This is a genomic window from Micavibrio aeruginosavorus, from assembly GCF_051245535.1.
Classification (GTDB): Bacteria; Pseudomonadota; Alphaproteobacteria; order Micavibrionales; family Micavibrionaceae; genus Micavibrio; species Micavibrio aeruginosavorus_D.
Genome location: NZ_CP195303.1, coordinates 1,910,671 through 1,928,973 on the forward strand (window position 1 = coordinate 1,910,671; position 18,303 = coordinate 1,928,973).

Annotated in this window: 18 protein-coding genes; 7 read left to right on the plus strand and 11 right to left on the minus strand. The window is 56.3% G+C overall.

All coding sequences use genetic code 11. The features are described 5' to 3' along the window. The first annotated feature begins 27 nt into the window (after positions 1–27). Both aat and ACSC94_RS09325 read left to right on the plus strand, forming a co-directional pair. A complete protein-coding gene (gene aat / locus ACSC94_RS09320; protein ID WP_435640562.1) occupies positions 28–705 on the plus strand; it encodes a leucyl/phenylalanyl-tRNA--protein transferase in 678 nt (225 codons plus the stop codon). Between the two features lie 85 nt (positions 706–790). Further along, positions 791–1,297, plus strand: a complete 507-nt coding sequence (locus ACSC94_RS09325) for a hypothetical protein (protein ID WP_435640563.1) — start codon at positions 791–793, stop codon at positions 1,295–1,297. 19 nt (positions 1,298–1,316) lie between these two features. Here ACSC94_RS09325 and ACSC94_RS09330 read toward each other — a convergent pair whose 3' ends face one another. From ACSC94_RS09330 to ACSC94_RS09345, 4 genes are all read right to left on the minus strand, one after another. Beyond that, positions 1,317–1,886 carry a DUF2155 domain-containing protein gene (locus ACSC94_RS09330; protein WP_435640564.1) on the minus strand — a complete coding sequence of 190 codons (570 nt, stop codon included), beginning with the start codon at positions 1,884–1,886 and terminating at the stop codon, positions 1,317–1,319. Beyond that, the gene (mlaD, locus tag ACSC94_RS09335) at positions 1,873–2,367 is read right to left on the minus strand and encodes an outer membrane lipid asymmetry maintenance protein MlaD (protein ID WP_435640565.1); all 495 of its coding nucleotides are present in this window, start codon (positions 2,365–2,367) and stop codon (positions 1,873–1,875) included. The genes ACSC94_RS09330 and mlaD overlap by 14 nt, the downstream gene beginning before the upstream one ends. 36 nt (positions 2,368–2,403) lie before the next feature. Then, positions 2,404–2,811 (minus strand): NADH:ubiquinone oxidoreductase subunit NDUFA12, encoded by a 408-nt coding sequence (locus tag ACSC94_RS09340; RefSeq protein WP_435640566.1) that lies wholly within the window; start codon positions 2,809–2,811, stop codon positions 2,404–2,406. A gap of 246 nt (positions 2,812–3,057) precedes the next feature. Further along, complete coding sequence (locus ACSC94_RS09345; RefSeq protein WP_435640567.1) at positions 3,058–3,960, minus strand: deaminase; 903 nt, start codon at positions 3,958–3,960, stop codon at positions 3,058–3,060. A gap of 147 nt (positions 3,961–4,107) precedes the next feature. On the opposite strand from ACSC94_RS09345, the gene ACSC94_RS09350 reads away from it, so the two are divergent. After that, positions 4,108–5,013 carry a ClpP family protease gene (locus ACSC94_RS09350; RefSeq protein ID WP_435640568.1) on the plus strand — a complete coding sequence of 302 codons (906 nt, stop codon included), beginning with the start codon at positions 4,108–4,110 and terminating at the stop codon, positions 5,011–5,013. A 78-nt stretch (positions 5,014–5,091) separates the two neighbouring features. Here the strand turns inward: ACSC94_RS09350 and ACSC94_RS09355 are convergent, their stop codons facing one another. The 3 genes from ACSC94_RS09355 to ACSC94_RS09365 all read right to left on the minus strand — a co-directional run bounded on the left by ACSC94_RS09355 (position 5,092) and on the right by ACSC94_RS09365 (position 7,497). Then, the gene (locus ACSC94_RS09355; RefSeq protein WP_435640569.1) at positions 5,092–5,541 is read right to left on the minus strand and encodes a hypothetical protein; all 450 of its coding nucleotides are present in this window, start codon (positions 5,539–5,541) and stop codon (positions 5,092–5,094) included. Positions 5,542–5,710: 169 nt separating this feature from the next. Then, positions 5,711–6,274: a GDYXXLXY domain-containing protein gene (locus ACSC94_RS09360; protein ID WP_435640570.1), complete on the minus strand. Its 564-nt coding sequence runs from the start codon at positions 6,272–6,274 to the stop codon at positions 5,711–5,713. Between the two features lie 26 nt (positions 6,275–6,300). After that, positions 6,301–7,497 carry a DUF2157 domain-containing protein gene (locus ACSC94_RS09365; protein WP_435640571.1) on the minus strand — a complete coding sequence of 399 codons (1,197 nt, stop codon included), beginning with the start codon at positions 7,495–7,497 and terminating at the stop codon, positions 6,301–6,303. 143 nt (positions 7,498–7,640) lie between these two features. Here ACSC94_RS09365 and ACSC94_RS09370 point away from each other — a divergent pair, with 143 nt between their 5' ends. Continuing rightward, positions 7,641–8,375: a hypothetical protein gene (locus tag ACSC94_RS09370; RefSeq protein ID WP_435640572.1), complete on the plus strand. Its 735-nt coding sequence runs from the start codon at positions 7,641–7,643 to the stop codon at positions 8,373–8,375. 52 nt (positions 8,376–8,427) lie between these two features. On the opposite strand, the gene ACSC94_RS09375 is transcribed toward ACSC94_RS09370, so the two are convergent. From ACSC94_RS09375 to ACSC94_RS09390, 4 genes are all read right to left on the minus strand, one after another. Continuing rightward, a complete protein-coding gene (locus tag ACSC94_RS09375; RefSeq protein WP_435640573.1) occupies positions 8,428–10,791 on the minus strand; it encodes an AAA family ATPase in 2,364 nt (787 codons plus the stop codon). A gap of 206 nt (positions 10,792–10,997) precedes the next feature. Next, entirely contained in the window at positions 10,998–13,298 is a 2,301-nt protein-coding gene (gene clpA / locus ACSC94_RS09380; protein WP_435640574.1) for an ATP-dependent Clp protease ATP-binding subunit ClpA, read from the minus strand. Between the two features lie 253 nt (positions 13,299–13,551). Then, positions 13,552–13,905 (minus strand): ATP-dependent Clp protease adapter ClpS, encoded by a 354-nt coding sequence (clpS, locus tag ACSC94_RS09385; protein ID WP_435642169.1) that lies wholly within the window; start codon positions 13,903–13,905, stop codon positions 13,552–13,554. Between the two features lie 390 nt (positions 13,906–14,295). Then, positions 14,296–14,799 (minus strand): phasin family protein, encoded by a 504-nt coding sequence (locus tag ACSC94_RS09390; RefSeq protein WP_435640575.1) that lies wholly within the window; start codon positions 14,797–14,799, stop codon positions 14,296–14,298. Between the two features lie 353 nt (positions 14,800–15,152). On the opposite strand from ACSC94_RS09390, the gene ACSC94_RS09395 reads away from it, so the two are divergent. Genes ACSC94_RS09395 through ACSC94_RS09405 form a run of 3 tightly spaced genes read left to right on the plus strand, consistent with a single transcriptional unit; the run spans position 15,153 to position 18,153 of the window. Next, entirely contained in the window at positions 15,153–16,610 is a 1,458-nt protein-coding gene (locus ACSC94_RS09395; RefSeq protein WP_435640576.1) for a D-alanyl-D-alanine carboxypeptidase family protein, read from the plus strand. Between the two features lie 16 nt (positions 16,611–16,626). Beyond that, on the plus strand, positions 16,627–17,460 hold the full coding sequence (locus ACSC94_RS09400; RefSeq protein WP_435640577.1) for an SDR family oxidoreductase: 834 nt from the start codon (positions 16,627–16,629) through the stop codon (positions 17,458–17,460). A gap of 3 nt (positions 17,461–17,463) precedes the next feature. After that, positions 17,464–18,153: a hypothetical protein gene (locus ACSC94_RS09405; protein WP_435640578.1), complete on the plus strand. Its 690-nt coding sequence runs from the start codon at positions 17,464–17,466 to the stop codon at positions 18,151–18,153. Positions 18,154–18,303: the final 150 nt, after the last annotated feature.

An 18,303-nucleotide genomic window follows, 5' to 3' on the forward strand; every position in this document is an offset into this window, starting at 1 on the left:
CGCATTATGGAATAATCAGTTGATAGAATGAGCAAAAGCCCACCCATCACCCTGCAAGACGTCCTGACCGCTTATGCGATCGGCCTGTTTCCCATGGCCGAACGGGCGGATGAACAGGCCTTTTACTGGTACGACCCGCCACTGCGCGGGCAGATGGATATTACGGGCCTGCACGTGCCGCGCTCGCTGAAAAAATTCGTTTTGAAATCCCCGTTCATCATCACGGTGGATCAGGATTTCCCCGGCGTCATGGCCGGATGCGCCGCGCGCACCGATGACCGCCCGCAAACATGGATCAATGACGGCATCCGCACCTTGTTCACCGATTTGCACGCGGCCGGGTTTGCCCATTCGGTTGAGGTGCGCAATCCGGATGGCGCCCTGGTCGGGGGCCTTTACGGGCTGGCGCTTGGGGCGGCGTTCTTTGGCGAAAGCATGTTTTCGCGGCAATCCGGGGCCAGCAAAACCGCCCTGATCCATCTGTGCGCCCGGCTGTGGCGCGGGGGCTTTACCCTATTGGATACCCAGTATCTGAACCCGCATCTGGAACAGTTCGGGGCCTATGAAATCCCGCGGGCGCAATATCTGGCCCGGCTGAACAAGGCCGTCCACCATCCGGCGGATTTCAATTTGCGCGGTTTTCCGGGCCTGAGCGAGGGCGAACTGGTCCGTGCATGGTTCGAAATGCGTAAAGAAGATCAGTGATTTACCATAAAAATTGACACTTCATTAAGGATTTGATAGGCTGGGGTCAACTCAAAGACATCTTCCATTGTCGAGGACCGTGCCGATGAATCGTGACGCATTACACAGCGAGACATCCACCCAAAGCCTTAAAGGGGCTTGGACCCGGCACGCGACCGTGGATGGCGCACGGGGCACGACCCTGTCGCGCGATGCGTTCAAGGCGCAAACCCGTTTCCTGCCCGTCTTCGCCACGGCAGCCGATCCGCTCAATGCCCCCCGTTATGTCGTGATGACCGCCCGCCAATGGCAGGGCGAACACACCGATGGCACAACCCGCACCCATGCGGTGGCGGACGTGCATGTTCTGGACCAGCCGCATATTGACCGGTTGCTGACCCGCAAGCACATCACACAAAACCAAGTCTATGACCGCGTGGGTGATGCCACACGCGCCGCCACGGCCCAAAACGAATCCACGTTTGAATCCTGTTCCCGCGATTACACGCAAGGAAAACATGCCGGGATCAAGGCGTGGCGTTTGGTACAGCACGGTGACGCGGCAACGCCGTCCACCACACAACAACCCGCGACCAAATCGCGCGCGTTTTAATCCCAATATCCTTGAAAAATTATTCCGCTGACGGCGGGGGTTCTTCGACGGGAATATCCGTGTCTGCCGCAGGGGTTTCCGGCGCGACGGGGGCCGTCGGCGTTTCCGTTGCCGCCGCACCTTCAGGTGCAACAGGTGTTTCCGCTGGGTCCGCAGCAGGCGCTTCTGCGTCCTGCGGGGGTTCTTCCCCGGTTTTGTGGGTCAGGCAATCCAATACCCACACATCATAAATCGGGTGGTCCATCGGCGACAAAGCGGGGGATGAGGCAAACATCCAGCCACTGAAAATCCATTGCGATTCTTCGGCCTTCGGTGTCAGTTCCCACACCTGCAGGAACGCAGCCGATTCCGGCGTTTCGATCGGCGGCGCTTTGCGGCAGGCTTGGATTTTAATGTAGAGCGTGCCGAATTTAACGGTCGATCCGACATTCGCCTCGAATGTCATGGTGCGCGCCGTGACTTTATCCAGCGACTGCAATTTAACGACGGGGAAATCCTCCATCGCCGCATGGGCCGGGGCGGAGAGCCCCAAGGCGCACAGTGCGAGAAGTGCAGAGAGTGTCTGGCGGGTGCGCTTACGGATGCGCATCAGACGGTTCCGCGCCGTTGCCGCCTTGATCTTTCGGCGCGCCCTGCATGCTGAAAATAAACTTGCCCAGCAATTGCTCGAGGTTTTGCGGTGCCTGCGTATAAGAAATGCGGTCGCCGCTTTTCATCATATCTTCGGACGAGCCCGGCTCCAGCGACAGATAGCGACCACCCATCAGGCTTTCGCTGCTGATCAATGCGGCGCTGTCGTCCGGTACTTTCACCGACGGGTCCACGGCCATGCTGACCTTGGCCAGATAGGTTTCCGGGTCCAGTTCAACGGAAGATACGGTGCCAACCTTCACGCCGCTGATCTGCACATCGTCGCCGGCGCGCAGACCACCAACGGAGGAGAAGTTCGCGCTGATTGTATAACCGCTGACATCGCCGACATTGGCGGCGCTGTAGCTGAACATCAAAAACACGGCGGCGACCAGCAAAACAACCGCGCCCAGAACCGTTTCAATCAGACTGTGTTTCATTCTCTAAATTCACCCAAAAACGCGGTTTAAATGATCTTACTGCGGCGGCGTCCATGATTCATAATCGCCCGTTGCCGCATCACGCTGGCCACCGGACAAGACGTGGCCCGGCGGACGATAGGCAAGATTGGTGCCCGTCATGTTCGGCATATGCGATTTTTGCCACGGGCGGCGGAATGATTCCGCATCCGATGCCGGAACCACATCCGTTTGATGATGCAGCCAGCCATGCCATTCCGGCGGAACGTTCGAGGCTTCGGGCACACCCTTGTACATCACCCAACGGCGATCCAGTTTGTAACCCGGACGGGCCTTGGCGCTGTAATACCGGTTGCCATAGACATCGCGGCCCACGCTGCGCGCGCCGCTCAGCAATGTTACGAACCCAATATGCGCGGGTGACAGGCACCCCAGCATCTGACCGATTGCACGAAACAATCCCATGGATATCCATCCCGTCTTTTGAAGGAAAAAAGGAGCGTTCCCGCCCCGCCTCAAAGCCCCCCATGGATGCCGCAAAAGCCCATGAAAATCAAGCCTTTTGTCGGGAAAGCCGTGGGGGAAAACCCCTTCTGTTCTTGTCATCCCGGGCCTGACCCGGGATCCAGAGCCACACACGTTAAACCATCCCGGTCTTCTGGATCCCCGCTTTCGCGGGGATGACAAAGAGAGAGTGTGTAATATGAAAATCTAATCCGCGATTTTCCCGGACAGGCCCTGCCACATCCGCACCATATCCTGCGCCTGATCGTGCTGGAGCTGTTCATACACAACGGACCGCTGGGCCAGCGGCTTGGCCACCTCGCCCTTGATCTTGTCTTCATCATCGCCGCCCAGCATGGCCGCGATTTCGGCGTGGGTCAGGGCGTAGCAGACTTTTTCAATCCCGGCCCGGATGACCAGCGCCTGCCCCAGCATCGTGGGTTCGGAACTGCAATACAGGGTGCACCCCCGCAATTCCGTGCGGCCCAGTTTTTCGGTGGCGCGGCGAATGGCCAGCACCTCGGCATGCGCGGTGGGGTCGCAGCGCGAGGTCACGCTGTTCACGCCCTCGCCGATAATATGCCCATCGGCATCGGCCACGACGGCCCCGAACGGCCCGCCCAGACGCGACCGCGCATTTTGGTGCGCCAAGGCAATGGCCCGCGCCATCAATTGATCAGATGAATAACCACGTTCCACACGGTGCGCGCCGATCGCATCGGGGTTTTTGCCATGGGCGCGCAGCACGCGACGCACCACCTCGACCAGACGGTTGGGTTCCACCGGTTTGCGCAAAACCTGTTTAATTTCATAACGGCTGATTTCCAGCAACAGGTCCGTGCTCGGCTCATCGGTGATCATAACGATGCCGAATTTATGACCCTTCACCTGACAGTGACGCGCGAAATCGAAACCGGTTTTCGGCTGCATCGCTTGGTCAACAATCGCGATATCGATATTGCGCGTATCGGCAATGCGCGCCGCGGCCCCGCCATCGGCGGCGGTCACGACCTCGTACCCGTTCATATACAGAAGACCCGCGAGGTGGTCGCGGTCGTCTTCGTTTTGTTCGGCAATCAGGACCTGAAGATTGTTGGAAACCCGGCTCATTTTTAACACCTAAAAAATTACGTGAAAAAGTGTAGTCCTTTTTATTTATTTGAAAAGCCTTGTTGAAACAGAAAGTCTCGGGTACCCTTTTTATAACAATGACGCACCCAATCTATAAAAAACCGGGGCGAAAACAGGGAGAAGTACATGCTAGAAGACCGCAAAGGCGCGCAAAGCGCCTTCGATTCCGTTGCCGGAAACGATAATAAATCCAACGCCCCCGCACCGACCGCCGCGTCCACGCCGGATCAGGATGTAACGGCCAACGCCCCGGCCCCATCAAATTATTTTAACCAGATGGTCTCCGCCGCGCCGCATGAGCGCGTCCTGATTCTGGAAGGACCCATCACCCAGGAACTGGCCATCAATGTCCGCATTCATCTGATGAAGATGGAAGCCGCCAGCCCGGACGAGCCCATTACCATTCTGATCAATTCGCCCGGCGGGTTGGTCAGCGCAGGGATGGCGATTTATGACACCATTCAATCGCTGGATTGTCCGGTTCACACCTATGTCACCGGCACGGCGGCTTCGATGGGGTCCATCCTGCTGGCCGCTGGGGCCCCCGGTGAACGCCGCGCCGCGCCCAATGCCCGGATTATGATTCACCAACCATCCGGCGGATCACAGGGCAATGCCACAGAAATGGGCATCAGCCAGAGCGAGATCGAGCACACCTATCGCCGCATGGCATGGGTGTATGCCGCGCACGCGTTCGATGCCGCAAAAAGCCCGGCTTTTGACCAGAAGGTGACCGACAAGATCGCCGAGCTGCAAAAAACGGCCCCGTCATCGGGCGGCGCATGGACACCGGACACATTGAAAATGACCGCGCTGGCGCATTTGTACCACGCCGTTATGAAACGCGATTATTACCTGTACGCCGAAGAGGCCAAGGATATGGGTTTGATCGACCAGATCGAATATCCGGACCTGAACATCAAGTCGACCATGGACCCGAAACGGGCCAAGGCATTGCACCGTATTGCCGAAGCCGAACGTCTGGCCAACAAACATCACCGCGACAACCGCCCGGAGCCGGGCGCGTTCTAAGACGTGGTTTGATTTTAACCCCAACGAAAAAACGCCGCCCTGTCAAACCGGGCGGCGTTTTTTCTTGATGTTACACAATCAAATACGGCTAAAAATACTGTGCAACATGCCGTACCAGATCGCCGCCATCCAGAAGAGCAGGAACAGACCCGCCTGCACAAAGATAGAATCAGCCATCGGAATCAGGAACGGCACCACCACCATGGCCAGACATAGGCCACGCGCACAATGTTTGAAATCCGCGCCAAAGAACCGGATTTGCGCCAGAAACGCGCCCCACAACTGGAACGCCAGCACCGTGCAGAACCCGTATAAAATCAAGCCGGGGTCCGACACAGACGTTAAAAAACCACGCATAATCACCGGCGCAATACACACCAGAACGATGCAAACAAAGGCCAAAACCAGTGTGACCAGATGTGATGTCACATCCACCGACACAGGAGGCTGCTGGCGTCCGGTGGTGCGACCAACGCCGGATAAGGGAATAACTTTTTCAGATGGTAGCGTTGGATGAATCCCAGTCATGGACGAATATCCCCCCACAGGAAAAACATGAAGGAACACGCAGAGCGCGTGTGATTATAATTTTTTTGAAATTGGAAAAGACGAAATGAAAAGCGAGACAGAAAAGGAAACGCGCAATACAAGGTGATTCTACCTCGAATTGCGCGTTCTGAATATAGCGATTAAAGAATTATTCTGCGCCGGGCTCTTCTTGCAAACCATCCGTCCCGCGATTGGCGCGCAAATAATCACGCAACGGCATCCCATCCAGCGACAGGCCCCGGATGACCGGCGCGCCAAACGCCTTTGGCACCGCAATTTCCATCATAAAACGATCCGGCTCGGATATGACCAGACGGTCCAGATCGGCGGCAAATTCCTCCGGGATAAAGTATTTTTGCGTGCCCGTTGCAACCGCAACCGGAATACGGCTTTGACAGATTTTTGCGGCATCCGGCGCATCACATTGCACACGCGTCACGTTCATATAGGTTTGATCCCCATTCAGACACAGACAGCAATTATGATCACCGTTGGCACAGACGGGGCTGGCTTCACCCGTTTCCATCCAGTCATAGCGGAATTGGATATAGCGCCCGTGCAGTAAATCGCGCGGGTCATACCCAGCGATTTTGACGGTCCAGACCGGCCCCGCTGTTTGATCCGTCGCGGCCTTGGCCCACAACAGGCCGGGCACCAGCAACGGCAACACCAGCACCGCCAGCATGATCATTTTCCGCATCGGTTCAGACATTCTATCGCAACAAGCACAAAAACCGATCATGACTGACCCCCGTGAGTGTGTGACAAGGCGCGCACATAGCGATTGGCCCGGCGCAGGCCCCAGATCATGCCCAGCATCGCCAGACCGGCGATAATTAGGCCAAATCCAGTGGTCATCAACCCGGCAAAGGCTTCCAGGAAAATGATGTAAATACGGATGCCGATGAGCGTGACGGACAACGACACCAATCGCATCGCCCCCGTTAAATGCCCATACCACCCCGCCCCAATCCAGAAAGCGATGAAGGTTAAGCCCGCCATAAAGCTGGATTCCGGCGATGGGATCAGGAACGGCAATAACAAAGACACGACACACAATGCGCAATAGCCCAGCGTTGCGCGATAAAACGGTTTGTCATCGACGCGGGTATTATACAGGGCGTAATGCACGGCCATGCCCGCCAGCGCGATCAACGGCACACACACCGCAACCATATAGGCCGTGCCATATTCCATGCCCGAATCCCGTGCGATCGTGCCCAGTTCCTTGGCGCGATCGGCATACCACAGCATTGTGGCCAGCACACCCGTCAGGGTCAGCAGGATAAATCCGGCCCGCATCACGACAAACGCCCAAACGGGGCGGAAGGCGCGGAATGTCCGCGTAAACCCATCGGCACACATGGCCAACGGCAACCACAGCGCCACACCCAGGCCGTAGAACAAAATCCAGATATCGGGCAGGTCGCCCAAATACTGCTCCATAATTACTGGGATGGAGCCCAGAAACGCCAGCACCCAGGGAATGGCGGTCAGCATGGTGCGACCATAGATCACCATGAACGGTGAAATCACGATCAACCACAGCGCCAGCAACCCGCCCGCGCCGCCATTGAGATGATAAATCTGCCCCACCAGCGCCATGAAGGTCAGCGTCAGGCCCGCCAGAACAAGCACCGCGCCCTCGCGCCATGGCTCCTTGCCCTGCACATGGAAACGCCACACGGCCGCCGCCGCACCGATATTCAGCGCGGCATGGACCAGCAATTTGGCCGCATCGGGAATATCGTTCCAATTGGCCCCAATCACCATCAAAACACCAATCAGAATGGCGAACAGCGACAGCCCCATCAGGCCACCCGCGAACCGCCCCTTTTGCCGGTTGCGTTCAAAATCGGTCAGGGACACGGCCTGATCGGCGGAGATCAACCCGGCCTGTTCCCAGGCTTTAATTTTGCGATGGACGCCAAACATATGACTTTCCCCTTTAAAATGGGCGGTAATTTTGGAATTTCAAAGAAAGAGATGGGGGCAACGCGAACGCGAAAAGCGCAATTATCGTACCTTTTTTTCTGCGCCATGGACATGGTGTTTTTGATGCTGGTAGAATCATGCGTATGAAACCGCTTATGTCCAAAAGCCGCGAATCAGAGCGTGGCAGTGTTTTAATTTATATCTTTATCGCCATTGCCGTTCTGGCCGCGCTGAGCTTTGCCGTATCGCGGTCGGGCCGCGAAAGCGCGCAGACCATCAACAATGAGCGATCCGGCTTATGGGCCACGGAATTGTTTGATTATTCGAACATGCTGCGCCGCGCGGTCACCACCCTGACCATCACCGGGCTGACGGAAAACGATGTGTGTTTCCATGACAGTGGATGGGGTGACAACAGTTACCAATTCTCCACCGCCTGCCCCACGGCCAATCTGGTGTTCAGCCAATTGGGCGGCGGGGCGACGTTCCAAAACCCGAATTACAATTTGCTGGATTCCAGTTTTTCGACGGAAACCGCCTATAAAAAATGGCACATCACCGGCGCGAACAGCGTTGAGGGCGTCGGCACCGATTGTTCCCCCACGGGGCCGTGCAATGAATTGCTGGCCGTCCTGCCTTTTGTCCGACGCGAGGCCTGCATCGCCGTGAATGCCAAGCTGGGCATCACCGATGACCAGACCGAACCCCCGCAGGATGACGCCGGATTTGATTTAAGCACACCCTTCAAGGGATCATACCCCGATGGTGAATCCATCAACACCGCGACATTGGACGGCAAACGTATTGGATGTTTCAAAGGCAATGGTGGCGTGGTGGATGACGCCTATGTCTTCTACAGCGTTTTGATTGCACGATAGACCATAAAAACCCCGCTGTTTTTAGCGGGGTTTTTCTTGTTCATTCGACGCCTTATTTCGGTGCCGGCGTTCTGCTGCGACGGCGCTGTCTTTCCGGCTTGGCGGCTTCCGGGCTGTTATCATTGGCCACGGCGGCATCGTTGAACAGGAAGCGGAGCTTTTTGTCCTGTCCTTCGCCTTCGGCATCAATCAACACGGCACCGCCCTTGGTCAATTCACCGAACAGCACCTGACGGGCCAGCGGTGTGCTGATTTCCGTCTGGATCAAACGCCCCATCGGACGCGCACCCATGTCGCGGTCATAGCCCTTGGCGGACAGATATTCACGCGCCGTTGCGGTCAGATTGATTTTCACATTCCGTTCCGACAGTTGGCCTTCCAGTGTTTTGACGAATTTATCGACAATAAAGCCCATTGTTTCCGGCTTCAAATGATCAAAGCGAATTTGCGCATCCATACGGTTGCGGAATTCCGGCGGCAGGAATTTCGCCACTTCGTCTTCGCGCATCACTTCGGTCCGGCTGCTTGCGGCAAACCCGATGCCATTCACCTGACGCAATTCCGCATCACGCAAATTGCTGGTCATGATCAAAACGACGTTGCGGAAATCAACGGTTTTCCCGTGGCTGTCCGTCAAACGCCCGTCATCCATGACCTGCAACAATGTTTTCAGGACATCCGGGTGAGCTTTTTCAATTTCGTCCATCAACAGGACGCAATTGTTATGCTTGGTCACGGCCGAGGTCAGTTCACCACCATCATCGTAACCGGTATAGCCCGGAGGGGCCCCAACCAGACGCGCCGCCGTGTGTTTTTCCTGAAATTCGGACATATCAAAACGCACCAGCTCAACCCCCAGCGTCGCCGCCAGTTGTTTCGCCAATTCGGTTTTACCAACACCCGTCGGGCCGGTGAACAGATAGTTCCCCTTTGGTTTATTCGGATCGCGCAGGCCAGCCTGTGCCAGCAAAACAGCATCGGTCAGGGCATCAACGGCGGCATCCTGCTGGAACACAGTCTTGCGCAAATCGGCATCCAGCGTGCGCAGTTTTTCCAAACCACCATCCGACAATTCTTTCTTCGGCAGGCGTTTGATGCGCGCAACGGTTTCTTCCATTTCGTCCTTATCGATCACCTGCGTTTCGCGCGGTTCGATAATGCGGCGAGCGGCGGCACCGTCCAGCAGATCAATCGCCTTGTCCGGCAATTGACGGTCATGCATGTAGCGCACCGACAATTTCACGGCCGCTTCGATGGCATCGTCCGTATAGGTCACACCATGGAAAGTTTCGTAGTGTTTTTTCAGGCCTTTGAGAATTTCGATGGCCTGCGCCGGTGTCGGTTCGGCCACGTCCACTTTCTGGAAGCGGCGGCTCATCGCGGCGTCTCTTTCGAAATATTTCGTGTATTCGGCGTAGGTCGTTGCCCCAACACAGCGCACGCGCCCGCTGGACAGATATGGCTTCATAATATTGGCGGCATCCATCTTGCTGTCGCTGCCGGTTCCGGCACCGATCAGCATGTGGATTTCATCCACGAACAGGATCGAACCCGGCGTTGCTTCCAACTGGGTCAAAACCGCTTTCAGGCGCTTTTCAAAATCACCGCGATAATTCGTGCCCGCGGTCAGCGCCGTCAGGTCGAGCGAGAACACAGTCGCGCCCAGCAATTTGTCCGGCACATTGCCATTGACGATATCCAGCGCCAGCCCCTCGGCCACCGCGGTTTTACCCACGCCCGGCTCACCCACCAGAATGGGGTTGTTTTTCTTGCGGCGGGACAGGACTTCGATCGTTTGGTTGATTTCATTCTGGCGCGCCAGAACCGGATCAATTTTTCCGGTCGCGGCCATCGCGTTCAAATTCACCGCGAATTGTTCCAACGGCGTGCGCTCGTCTTCTTCGCCTTCTTGCCCTTGGGCCTTTTTGCCGGTGTTCAGGCCATAGTTATTGGTTGCAAGCGCATTGGACGCCGGGTCCGTCTTGGTCCCGTGCAGCAGGAAGTTATGCAGCGTTGTCGCACTGTCGATACCGTTGGCTTCCAGCAGCACCGTCGCATGGGCGCGGCGTTCCTTCATCAGGGCCAACAGGTAATGCGTGGCATTCACCACCAGATTGGGAGTGGCCGCATGTTCAATATGCACACGGTTCATAATGGTGCCCAGCGAAGAACTGGTTTGGAGATCGCGCTCTTCCAAAGGAGCCGGACCCACATCGAATTGTTCGAGCATAAAATGCTCAAGCCCTTCTTTGATCTTGTCCGTTTTCACATTCAGGGCGCTGAAAACGCGTTTGCAATCGGGGTCATCCAGCATCGCCAGCAGCAAATGTTCCGGCATCAGCATTTGATGACCGCGGGCCAGCGCGACGTCATAAATGCGCGACAATGTGTGCTGCAGATTTTCGGATCTTTCCATGATGATTCCCATCCCTACTCAAAAAGAAGTTTCTTATTTTTTGAACCTGTTTGAAATTTATAGAGATTTTACATAGGGGTGCCAAGAAAATTATCTTGTTTTATGGAAAGAAATATTCTTGCTTTGGCGGTTTTCGGCCATTTTTAACCCCCGTCCGGGTATCCGGCGGGGGTTAAAATGATCCAGATCTTTATAAATCAGACGGCTTAATCCTGGTCGATTTTCTCGCGGGCGCCGGATTTGCGGGCCTCTTCGTAATCGAAGACCAGCGCGCCGTCCTTGAAATCGACATGGGCGACGCCGCCCTTGGTCAATTTGCCGAACAGCAATTCTTCGGCCAGCGGGCGTTTGATTTTTTCCTGAATGACGCGTGACAATGGACGCGCGCCCATGGTCGGGTCATAGCCGATTTCGGCCAGATGGGCGCGGGCTTCGTCGGACAGGACGATGGTCACATCACGGTCGGCCAATTGGGCTTCCAGTTGAATGACGAATTTGTCGACAACGCGCGCCACCGTTTGCGGTTTCAAATTCTGGAACGGCACGATGGCATCCAGACGATTGCGGAATTCCGGCGTGAACAGGCGGCGGATTTCATCATTGTCGGAATCCACCTCCATCCCGCGTTCAAACCCCATGGGCGATTTCGCCATCTGGGCCGCGCCCGCGTTGGTCGTCATAATCAAAATGACGTTGCGGAAATCGACCGTTTTACCGTTGTTGTCGGTCAGTTTGCCGTAGTCCATCACCTGCAGCAAAATATTGTACAGATCCGGGTGGGCCTTTTCGATTTCATCGAGCAGCAACACGCAATGCGGATGCTGGTCAATCGCGTCGGTCAGCAACCCGCCCTGTTCAAACCCGACATAGCCGGGCGGCGTACCGATCAGGCGGGACACCGAATGCTTCTCCATATATTCCGACATGTCGAAGCGTTTCAGTTCAACGCCCAGCGATTTAGCCAATTGCCGCGCCACTTCGGTTTTACCAACCCCGGTGGGGCCGCTGAACAAATACGACCCAATCGGCTTTTCCGCATCGCGCAGACCCGCGCGCGCCATTTTGATGGAATCCGACAGCACCGCAATCGCCTGATCCTGGTCGTACACCATGGTTTTCAGGTCACGATCGAGGTTTTTCAACACCGTGCGGTCATCCTTGTTCACCGCCTTGGACGGAATGCGCGCGATCACCGCGATCACATCCTCAATATCCTTCACATTGATGGTTTTTTTGCGTTTCGATGCCGGCACCAGCATCTGGGCCGCGCCAACCTCGTCGATAATATCAATCGCCTTGTCCGGCAATTTGCGGTCGCCGATATAGCGGGCGGAGAGTTCCACCGCCGCCTTGATCGCGTCGTTGGTGTATTTCACATTGTGGTGTTCTTCGTAATACGGCTTCAACCCTTTGAGGATTTTGATCGCATCCTCGATGCTTGGTTCCTTCACATCGATTTTCTGGAACCGACGGACCAAGGCACGGTCCTTTTCAAAATGATTGCGGTATTCCTTGTACGTCGTGGACCCGATGCAGCGCAAAGACCCGTTCGACAAGGCCGGTTTCAACAGGTTCGACGCATCCATCGCCCCGCCCGATGTTGCCCCAGCGCCAATCACGGTATGGATTTCATCGATAAACAGTACGGCATTATCAACCTTTTCAATTTCGCCCAGAACGGCCTTTAACCGCTCCTCGAAATCACCGCGATAGCGTGTGCCCGCCAGCAACGCGCCCATATCCAGCGCGTAAATCACGGCGGTTTTCAAAACGTCCGGCACTTCGCCATCGACGATGCGTTTGGCCAGCCCTTCGGCAATCGCCGTTTTACCAACGCCCGGATCACCGACATAAAGCGGGTTGTTTTTGGAGCGGCGGCAGAGGATTTGCACCGTGCGGTCCACTTCCTCGTGACGGCCAATCAGCGGGTCGATTTTGCCGCGCCGGGCCTTGTTGTTCAAATTGGTGCAATAGGTTTCCAGCGCATCGCGCCCCGGCTTGGCCGCCTTGTCTTCACCCGCACCGGATTCGCCCGGTTCGGTGCCCTCGGGCGGGCGGATTTCGCTCTGCCCCGGCACCTTGGCGATGCCGTGGGAAATGTAATTCACCGCATCAAAGCGGGTCATGTCCATTTCCTGCAGGAAATGGACCGCGTTGGATTCGCGTTCCGAGAACATGGCGACCAGAACATTGGCGCCGGTCACTTCCTCGCGTCCCGATGATTGCACATGGATCGCCGCGCGTTGCAAAACACGCTGGAACGCCGTGGTCGGTTTGGATTCTTCGCCGTTCCGGTTGACCAGATAGGTCAGTTCGTTGTCCAGATAATGCGCCAATTGATCCTTCAGATCGGGGAGCGAAATACCGCAGGACCGCAACACCGCCATGGCATCCTGATCATCGGTCAGGGCCAGCAGCAAATGCTCCAACGTCGCATATTCATGGCCGTGATCATTGGCCAGAGCCAGAGCGCGGTGGAGCGTTTTTTCAAGATTGCGTGAAAGCATGGCAGGACATCCGGACGCGGAAAAGGTTGGACACTGTATTGATATAGTATTTTGGGGCCAAAGTTAACGGCCCGAGGTCATTTTAAAGGCTGATTCGAGTATGAAGGGATTCGGATTGATAAAAAGTGAAGATGGAAGCGCTTGTTTTCATATTTAGAAAGGCCCTCTCACTTTTAGAAAGGCCCTCTCCCTAACCCTCTCCCAGAGGGGTTGGGGGAGAGGGTCTTAAACTTGTTGGAGAGGGACACCGTCCCTATTCCTTCTCCATCGTGCATTGGAGGGGTTGTTCGCTGGCGCGGGCGAAGTCCATGACCTGCGCCACTTTGGTTTCGGCGACTTCGTAGGTGAAGATGCCGCAAATGCCCACACCACGGCGGTGGACGTGCAGCATGATGTCGGTGGCTTCCTGACGGTTTTTGCTGAAAAACCGTTCCAGCACATGGACGACAAATTCCATCGGCGTGTAATCGTCGTTCAGCAGCAAGACCTTGTACATTGACGGTTTTTTGGTTTTGGGCCGGGGTTTGAGCAGCAGGCCGGGCTGGCGGCGTTCATCGCCCTCGCCGTCCTCATGGTGGTCGCCATGGTCATCACCATCATCAGCCATGCCATGGATGGGCGCATCAAAATGCGGCCCAAAATACGGGCGCGGATCGTTTGCATCATCGGTGGCCATCAGCCAGACATCCATATCGTCTTCAATCCAAAAACTGGTCATTGCTCACACGCTCGCTCAAAAGTCTTTTTCTGTGGGGCGCGGAAACTGCCATCAATATTATAACGAATTATGAACAGAATCGGGAAAAATAAAAAATCACCAAAACAATCCCGAATCGTTTTGTTTTGCGCCATTTCGCCCCGGTATTCTGAAAGAAAATTGCGCGGCCCGTACAAAGATCAACGGCCATCACAAAGAAAAATGCTCGTTCCCACAAGGGAACGAGCAGTTGGGAAGGTCACCATTAGAAATGGGACTCAGTCAGGACGTGGCGCAGACTTAGGCAGCCAGAGAGTCCGTAGCTTTTTTAATCGCCTTGCTGGCCTGCGCGTTCAGCGGCTCCAGTGTTTCGGTCGTGACCTTCAGGCCCAGTTCGGACAATTTGGTCGACGCGGCGACAAAATCTTCGAATTGCTGCTGCGCCAGTTTGGTCTGGGCGGCAGAGAAATCGTTGATCGTTTTGCAGCCCATCAGGGTTTTCAGGGCAGCCGCATTTTTCTCGGCCGCGTCCTGAGAGATGGACACGTAGGTTTTCAGGATGTCTTCGAAACCTTTGGCGAACACGGACCCGGCTTGGGTCAGCGCTTCAACCTGTTCCTGACCCAGCGCGGACGCGTCCTTGGTCAGTTTTTCAAAATTCGCGGTGGTGGCTTTGGTCGTTGTCATGATTTTCTCCGTAATTTCAGTCGATTGCGTTTCAACAGAAGCCTTCAGGGCGCGCACGTTACTGGTGGCGGCTTTGGTGGCCTTTTTCTGGGGTGCTTTTGCTTTTTTCGCTGTCATGGTGGCTCTCCCTATCCTTTAGTTGTAATTTTTTCAAAGAATATGATGCATTGCACAATACCAAGGTAACATGCACCCCCAGGGTCGTCAAGGGAAAAAATGGTGCAACGCACAACGCTTCCCAGAATGAGAAAACACCCTCGTTTTGAGAAGCGGGATATCCCGGATCTATCCCTGGGGCTGTATGCATTTTTTCAAGCGGATTCATAGACTTTAAGGATCTGCGCGCCTATCATGGTTTTATGAGTCGGACCCCTGTGGTTGCGACCCGGTTCCGCCATGGGGCCAGACCTTGTAGACGATCAAACGACAACGCGTACAAAAAACGAAAAGCATACAGGACCTCTTCCGCAATGGGATACGACGTGGCCAATACCCGTAAGCACGCTCGCGCAATTTTTTCCGCCGCTCTGGGACTCGTTCTGGGGCTGGGCTTGATGGCCGCAACACCCGCACACGCCGCCAAGAAGAAATCACAAGATAACCCGCGTTATGCCTCGATCGTCATGGATGCCGATACGGGCGCGATTCTGCATGAGCGTTATGCCGACAAAAGCCTGTACCCCGCATCTTTGGTCAAAATGATGACCCTGCTGATGGTGTTTGAGGCGATGGACCGGGGCGAAATGAACCTGAACACCCGCATCCGTATTTCAAAACACGCCGCCAGCATGCAGCCCAGCAAGATCGGGCTGAAAGCCGGATCAACCATCCGGGTTGAAGACGCCATCCGCGCACTGGTCACCAAATCCGCCAACGACATGGCCGCCGCGTTGGGCGAAGCCGTCGGTGGGAGCGAATCCAATTTCGCCAGCATGATGACACGCCGCGCCCATGAAATCGGCATGCGCAATACAACCTTCCGCAATGCGTCCGGCTTGCACCATCCGGCACAGACATCCACCGTGCGGGATATGGCCCTTTTGTCGCGCCATATCATCTACAGCCAGCCGCGGAACTTCCGGTTCTTCAGCACCAAGAATTTCCGTTATAACGGCGTGAATTATCACAACCATAACCGCCTGATGGAAACCTATAAGGGTATGGACGGGATGAAGACCGGCTATACCGTTCCGTCCGGGTTCAACCTGGCCGCAACCGCCGTGCGCGGCGACCGCCGCCTGATCGCCGTCGTCTTTGGCGGCCGCACCACCCAGAGCCGGAACGCCCACGTGGCCGATTTGCTGGACCGCGGGTTCAAACAAATCGGTACGGGTCAGGTCATGATGGCCAACACCGATACACGCGCCACGGCCCCCGCCCCGGTTCCGAACCGCAAGCCGGGCACCGAAACAACGAACACGGTCGTCGCCGCCACCCATTTTGAAGAAATGATGGGCGCGGGCGATTCCGACCCGGGCGCATCCACCCGGATTGAAAGCGGCATGGTCGCCGTCAACGCGCTGCGCAGCGCGGGCGCCGTATCGCGGGCAGAGCCGCAACAGCCTGTACACCCGCAAGTCATCCGCACCCCGGCCGCACAGGCCAGCCTGCAACCGCAACAACAACCGGTGCAGCAACCGCAAACCGTGACCACCACCGCGCCGATCGTCGCATCGGGCGCGGAACAAACATGGTCGGTGCAAATCGGTGCGTTTACCAACCGGATGAAAACGGATCAATTGTTGAACAATTCCCAAGGCAAATTGCCGCCGCAACTGGCGCAAGTGGCCCAGCCGGTCATCGTCCCTTTAAGCGCCGGGAGCAGCACGGTCTTCCGCGCCCGGATCAAGGGTTTTTCCCGCAATCAGGCCATCGAAGCCTGTCGCTATTTCACGGATTGCATGACCATCTCCCCCCGCGCCTTCTGAGTAAGAGGATCCGCCGATGACGTCGCTGAAAGATAAAACGATCGTCATCACCGGGGCCAGCCGCGGGATTGGCGCCGCCATTGCCCAACGCGCCGCGCGCGACGGCGCCAACATTGCCATTCTGGCCAAATCCGACACCCCTCACGCAACATTGGAAGGCACCATCCACACCACCGCCGATGCCGTGGAAAAAGCGGGCGGGCACGCCTTGCCACTGGCCGTGGATATTCGGGATGAAAATGCCGTGGCGGGTGCGATCCAGACCATTGCCGCAACATTCGGCCAGATCGACATGGTGGTGAACAATGCCAGCGCCATCCACGCCGCCCCCACGCCCAACACGCCGATGAGCAAATACGATTTGATGATGGACGTGAATGCGCGCGGCACATTTGCGGTCGTACAGGCCGCCCTGCCATATCTGCAAAAATCCGCAACGGCCGATTCCCCGGCCCAGATTTTAACCCTGTCCCCGCCGCTCAATCTGGGCAGCGCATGGATCGGGCGGTGCCCGGCTTACAGCCTGTCCAAATATGGAATGAGCCTGTTGACCATGGGATTTGCCGCGGAATTTAAAGACTGGCACATCCATGCCAACACGCTGTGGCCGCAAACATTGATTGCCACCGATGCCGTGCGCGTGTTTTTCGCCGATGCCTATACCGCATCCCGCACGCCCGCCATTGTCGCCGAAGCGGCCTATGCCATCCTGACCGGATGCAACGGGCGATTTGAAACCGGACAGCATTACACCGATGAAAGCGCCCTGCGCCTGGTCGGCATCAATGATTTTTCAACGTACAACACGACCCCCGGCGTTGATCCGGTGGATGATATTTTTCTGGATTAAAGCATGCAGCAAAAACGCAAACCTTCACCGGAATTCGGGCCAGAATCCGGTAACGTCATTTTCTTCATCCTGCTCGGGATCGCGCTGGTGGGTCTGGTGACCGCCGCCTTGCGATCCGGCGGATCGGAAAGTGCGAATATCGACGCCGAACAAATGGTCATCAAAGTGTCCCAAGTGCAGCAATATGCCAGCGCGCTGGCCCGCGCCACCGAGGTCGCATACCAGAATGTGCGCGAAGAATCCGCGATCAGCTTCGCCCACCCGGATTCGCACAGCGATTACGGCACATACGGCACAACCCCATCGGCCGAAATCTTTCACGTTCAAGGTGGCGGTGCGGACTATCTGGAGCCCCCCGCCGGAGTCAATGATACGTCCGCATGGGAATTTTACGGCACAACCGCCGCGCCGGATGTTGGCACGGATGCCGCAGACCTGATCGCGGTGCTGCCCAACGTCACACCGGAATTTTGCACGGCTATGAATACATCGCTGGGCCAGCTGGGCGATACCGATGATACGGGCACGTGTGTTTATGATTCATCGGGCGTACGCTTTAGCGGCATTTTCTCGAGCGCGCCCAATACGATGGACGGGTCCAGCTTCACCTTCACCCCCGCACCGCAAGGGTGCGTCACCTGCACCGGGGCCGGCAATACGCAGCATTTTTACAAGGTTATTCTGGCGCGCTAAAAAACCACTCCCTCTCCCTCCGGGAGAGGGTTGGGGTGAGGGAACCCCTTCACAAATATAAAAAAAACATCCCCGCAGAGGCGCGATATCCGCTGCGAGCCATCTCTATTAACGCTTGCTTGAAAACAGTCATAGCACCCTCACCCTAGC